Consider the following 4,995-nt stretch of genomic DNA (forward strand, 5'->3'; position numbering starts at 1 on the left):
CAGATCGTGGACGAGCGGGTGAAGCCGCCCAACCCCGACATGGTCGCCCGCGCGCTGAAGCCCGACTACGCGCTGGGGGCCCATACGGCGTCGCTGGGGCTGACGTTCGGGGAGGGGGCGCTGTTCCCGGCCCGGTACGCCGGCGGGGCCTTCGTCGGCCAGCATGGCTCCTGGAACCGCAGGCCGCGGGCGGGCTACCGCGTGATCTTCGTGCCCTTCGCCGGCGGCGTTCCGGCCGGCCCGCCGGAGGACATCTTGACGGGATTTCTCAGCGAGGACGACAAGGCCATGGGGCGGCCAGTCGGCGTCCAGTTCGACAGCCGGGGCGCGCTGCTGGTGGCGGACGACGTCGGCAATGTCGTCTGGCGGGTGTCGCCGACAACGGCCCCCTGACGAAAAAGCCCCGGCGGAGGTCCCGCCGGGGCTCTTGATTTCGGGCCGCGCCGATCAGCCGAGCGGCTGCACCACGATCACGGGGGCGGGCGGCTGCGTGGTCGCCGGCGCCGGGGGAGCCGGCGTCACGGGGGCGGCGGGAGCCGTGTTCAGCGTCACGGTCGGCGACGCGGCAGCCGGCGCCGGGGTTGGGGCCGTGGTGGTCCGGGCCGCGGCGGGCGCGGCGGCCGGAGCCGGGCTTGCGCGTCGAGCCGGGGCGGGGGCGGAGACCCTGCGGCTCGCCGCCGGGGCTGCGCGGCGGGGCTCTGCGGCCGGTCGTGCTTCGACCGGAGCCGGGGCCGCGGCGATCGGCGCAGCGGCGACGGGAGCCGCGGCGGATTGGGTCGCCGTCAGAGCGGTGGTGGCGGGCAGCGGCGTGGCGGTCTCCGCCAGCGGGGCGGGCGCGGCCTCGTCGCCGGACATCATCATGGCCGCGGCGACGCCGCCGAGCACCAGCACGCCGATCGGCGCCAGGATCATCCAGGTCTTGATCTTGCCGCCGCCTCGGCGAGCGGCCTTGCCGCGGCGAGCATAGACGGGAACGAAGGGCTCTTCGGCCGGGCTGTCGAAGGTCGGACGCTCGACGCGCTCAAGGCCCTCGGGTCGCAGACCGTCGCGGGGCGCGTAGGGCGAGACCGGTTCGGTGCGGTACGGCTCGCCGGGATAGGAGACTGACATCGTTGTATTCCTCCAAAAATCAGGTGGAGGAAGAACAACCCTGCGAGATCACGGTTCCGCGATTCGGGTCAAGCCGCGAAGAAGAACCGTTGCCGCCACATTTGCGGCGACAACGGCGCAGGTTTCGACAAAATCCATGTAAGACTTTACTAGAAGTTGTTGAGCTCCGAGATCGAAAGAACAGCGGGCTGCGGGCTGCCGCTGGAGTAGGTGCCCACCCAGATCTCATAACGGCCAGCCTGGGAGCCGAGAGTCACCAGAGGGTTGTTGTCCTCGCCGCCGTCGTCGTCGCAGTACCATTCGCCGTTCGGGCCGTTGACGACCAGGGTGGTGTCGGTCTTCGACAGCACCGAAATCTTCAGGTTCAACGATCCCTTGCCGCTCCAGTTCAGCCGGAAATCGGGGGCGCGGGTGATGTAGCCCGAACAGCCGCTGCCCGCGCCGGTGGCGCTGATGTCGCCGCCGGCCCGAAGGCTGATCAGGTGCGGGTCCGGGGTGAAACCCGGCGCCAACGTGATGTCCCCGAAGTTGGGGCTGGCGTTGTAGTCCTGGGCGGACGCGCCTCCCGCGAGCGTCAGCGCGGCCACGCCGCAGGCAAGCAACAGTCTCATGGTCTGAAATCCCCCGGGCGATCCCCCGCGGCCCCACGCCGCCAACCGCCGTTCTGCGATCTAACGCCGCATCCCCGCCCGCGACAAGCACCCCGGTTCCGAAATCCGCCGCTTCCGCTACGTCACCGCCGCAGCGGCGCCACGCCCGCGCGGAAAGCGGCGCCGTGAGCCGCTGCGGACCGCCTCAGGCGACTCGGCTGGTTGACCCCGGCGGGCGGCTTGTCCATCACCGGAGGCACGGCCGGACGGAGGGTGGAGAGCGGATGGGTCTCGTTGCGAACATCAGACGCGACATGCGGTTCGCCAAGGGGCTGCGCCGCCTGCTGAAACGCATCAAGCCGATCGAACTCGACAGCCCCGACCTGGTCTGCGACGATTTCGAGGAGGCGGTCGACCGGTTCCCCGACAACGTCGCGGTCCAGGACGACCGACGCACCGTCACCTATCGCGAGCTGGACGCCATGGCGAACCGGTTCGGCCACTGGGCCCAGAGCCGGCGGCTGAAGCGTGGCGACACCATCGCCCTGTTGATGCTGAACCGGGCCGAATACCTGGCCGCCTGGCTAGGCTTCTCCAAGGTCGGCGTGGCGACCGCCCTGATCAACACCAACCTGAGCGGCCATGCCCTCGCCCACTGCCTGTCGATCTCGAACGCCTCGCAGGTCGTGACCGACGAGGACTGCTGGAAGAAGGTCGACGACGCCCGCGGCCTGTCGGGCCGCAATCTGATGCTCTGGGTTCTGGGCCTGAAGGACGCCGACGAGGCCGACGAGCGCCGGGGCCTGGACAAGGCGGTCCGCAGCGGGTCGTCGGTGCGCCCGGCCCGGTCCGCCCGCGCGGGCCTGACCAACCGAGACACGGCGCTGTACATCTTCACCTCGGGCACGACGGGCATGCCGAAGGCCGCCAAGGTCACCCACGCCCGGGCTCGCACCTATCTGCGCGCCTTCGCGGGCGCCACCGACGCCACGGACAAGGACGTCACCTTCAACGTCCTGCCGCTGTACCACGCCACCGGCGGTCTCGTCGGGGTGGGACCGGCGCTGCTGAACGGGGGGCGGCTGGTGCTGAGAAAGCGGTTCTCCGCCACCGCCTTCTGGCCCGACGTGAAGGCCTCTGGCGCGACCCTGTTCGTCTACATCGGCGAGCTGTGCCGCTATCTGACCAACTGCCCGGAAAGCCCGGACGAGCGGTCCCACAAGCTGCGGCTGGCCTTCGGCAATGGCCTGCGGCCGGACGTCTGGACCGATTTCCAGAAGCGGTTCGCCGTGCCCGACATCCTCGAGTTCTACGGCTCGACCGAGGGCAATGTCTCGGTGTTCAACTTCGACGGCAAGCCGGGCGCGATCGGGCGCGTGCCCGGATTCCTGAAGAAGCAGATCAACTTCCGCCTGGTGCGCTTCGACATCGACACCGAAGAGCCGGTGCGGGGGGCCGACGGCCTGTGCCAGCCGGCGAAGCCCGGCGAGGTCGGCGAGGCCCTGGGGCGGATCGGCGACGACATCCGCCACGCCTTCTCGGGCTACGCCGACAAGGCGGCCTCCGAGAAGAAGATCCTGCGCGACGTGTTCGTGCGGGGCGACCGCTGGTTCCGCACCGGCGACCTGATGCGTCAGGACAACGAGGGCTATGTCTATTTCATCGACCGGATCGGCGACACCTACCGCTGGAAGGGCGAGAACGTCTCGACGGCCGAGGTCGAGCAGAGGCTGGCCGACGCGCCGGGCGTCAAGGAGGTGATCGCCTATGGCGTTCCGGTGCCGGGACACGAGGGCAAGGCGGGCATGGTGGCGGTGGTCGCTGACGGCCGCTTCGCCATCAGGCCGTTCGCCGATTGGGTCGACCACGAACTGCCGGTCTACGCCCGTCCGGCTTTCGTGCGCCTGATCAAGGAGGCGGACACCACCGGCACATTCAAGTACAAGAAGACCGATCTGGTCGCCGATGGCTTCGACCCGGATAAGGTCGACGGACCCCTGTACGTCCGGGGCGGGAAGAGCGGCTACGCCAAGCTGACCGACGCGGCGCGCGACGCGATCCTGAGCGGCGAAACGCGGCTCTGATCCACCGCCGTTCGCAACCGCCCCTTAATCATTAACGGCGATGGTCGGCGTCTCTCGCGCGCAGGACCGTCAGCCCCTTCATGTTCCAGATCATCGGCATCGTCCTGCTGTTCGCCATGGTGTTCGGCAGCTACATCCTCGCCGGCGGCAAGATGGAGGTCATTCTCCATTCGCTGCCCTACGAGCTGATGGCGATCCTGGGCGCCGCCGTCGCCGCCTTCCTGATCGGCAACAGCGTCACGACGATCAAGGCCACGCTCGGCGGCTTCGGCAAGGTGTTCGCCGGACCCAAATGGAAGCGACAGGACTACAAGGACCTGCTGTCGCTGCTGTTCCAGCTGACCAAGACGATGAAGTCCAAGGGCGTCATCGCCCTCGAAAGCCACATCGAGAAGCCCGCCGAGAGCGCCATCTTCCAGAAGTATCCGAAGGTGCTGAAGGACCATTTCGCCACCGACTTCATCTGCGACACCCTGCGGATGATGACCATGAACCTCGAGGATCCGCACCAGATCGAGGACGCCATGGACAAGCAGCTGGAGAAGCACCACCACGAGGGTCTGGCCGGCGCCCACGCGTTGCAGCAGATGGCCGACGCCCTGCCCGCGCTGGGCATCGTCGCCGCGGTGCTGGGGGTCATCAAGACCATGGGCTCGATCACCGAGCCGCCGGAAGTGCTGGGCGGCATGATCGGGGGCGCGCTGGTCGGCACCTTCCTCGGGGTGTTCCTGGCCTACGGCCTGGTCGGCCCGATGTCGGTGCGGCTGAAGGAAATCATCGACGGCGACGGCGCCTTCTACAAGATCATCCAGTCGGTGCTGGTGGCCCACCTCCACGGCAACGCGGCGCAGATCTCGGTCGAGATCGGCCGCGGCGACATCCCGTCGAACGCCCAGCCGTCTTTCCTCGAGATGGAAGAGGCCTTGTCGGCCGCGCCGACGGACGCTTAGAGCGGGCTCGACTTCGAAACCGTCCTTCCGGGGCCGCACAGCGGAACCCGAAATCCAGAGCTCCGGTCGCGATGGCCGCCGCGCGTCATGGTCTCAGCCCAGTCTCCTAGGTTCCGGGTTCTGCTCCGCAGCCCCGGAAAGACGACGCAAAGCGAGCGGCGCGGAGCCTACCCGCCCAGCCGTCTGAACAGGTCCCGGGCGGCGGCGAGACGCGAGGGCACCAGTCCGCGCAGCGACGTCTGGCCGCGCTGCTTCAGCCCC

General features: G+C 68.9%; 5 protein-coding genes. 3 read left to right on the forward strand and 2 right to left on the reverse strand.

What is annotated here, in order from left to right; all coding sequences use genetic code 11:
• On the forward strand, positions 1 to 393 hold a 393-nt coding region (locus VGB60_RS10755; RefSeq protein ID WP_414644516.1), incomplete at its 5' end, for a PQQ-dependent sugar dehydrogenase.
• Between the two features lie 54 nt (positions 394 to 447).
• Here the strand turns inward: VGB60_RS10755 and VGB60_RS10760 are convergent.
• Both VGB60_RS10760 and VGB60_RS10765 read right to left on the reverse strand, forming a co-directional pair.
• Positions 448 to 1,110 carry a hypothetical protein gene (locus VGB60_RS10760; RefSeq protein WP_331038260.1) on the reverse strand — a complete coding sequence of 221 codons (663 nt, stop codon included), beginning with the start codon at positions 1,108 to 1,110 and terminating at the stop codon, positions 448 to 450.
• A 149-nt stretch (positions 1,111 to 1,259) separates the two neighbouring features.
• Entirely contained in the window at positions 1,260 to 1,721 is a 462-nt protein-coding gene (locus tag VGB60_RS10765; RefSeq protein ID WP_331038261.1) for a peptidase S1, read from the reverse strand.
• A gap of 263 nt (positions 1,722 to 1,984) precedes the next feature.
• Between VGB60_RS10765 and VGB60_RS10770 the strand changes: the two genes are divergently transcribed.
• Positions 1,985 to 3,784: a long-chain-acyl-CoA synthetase gene (locus VGB60_RS10770; protein ID WP_331038262.1), complete on the forward strand. Its 1,800-nt coding sequence runs from the start codon at positions 1,985 to 1,987 to the stop codon at positions 3,782 to 3,784.
• Between the two features lie 80 nt (positions 3,785 to 3,864).
• Complete coding sequence (gene motA / locus VGB60_RS10775; RefSeq protein ID WP_331038263.1) at positions 3,865 to 4,734, forward strand: flagellar motor stator protein MotA; 870 nt, start codon at positions 3,865 to 3,867, stop codon at positions 4,732 to 4,734.
• Positions 4,735 to 4,995: the final 261 nt, after the last annotated feature.

The organism is Brevundimonas sp., assembly GCF_036399195.1.
Taxonomy (GTDB): domain Bacteria; phylum Pseudomonadota; class Alphaproteobacteria; order Caulobacterales; family Caulobacteraceae; genus Brevundimonas.

Excerpts from the sequence above, each read along its gene's own strand:
- VGB60_RS10760 (WP_331038260.1), bottom strand. The coding sequence starts at position 1,110 with ATGTCAGTCTCCTATCCCGGCGAGCCGTACCGCACCGAACCGGTCTCG.
- VGB60_RS10765 (WP_331038261.1), bottom strand. The coding sequence starts at position 1,721 with ATGAGACTGTTGCTTGCCTGCGGCGTGGCCGCGCTGACGCTCGCGGGA.
- VGB60_RS10770 (WP_331038262.1), top strand. The coding sequence starts at position 1,985 with ATGGGTCTCGTTGCGAACATCAGACGCGACATGCGGTTCGCCAAGGGG.
- motA (WP_331038263.1), top strand. The coding sequence starts at position 3,865 with ATGTTCCAGATCATCGGCATCGTCCTGCTGTTCGCCATGGTGTTCGGC.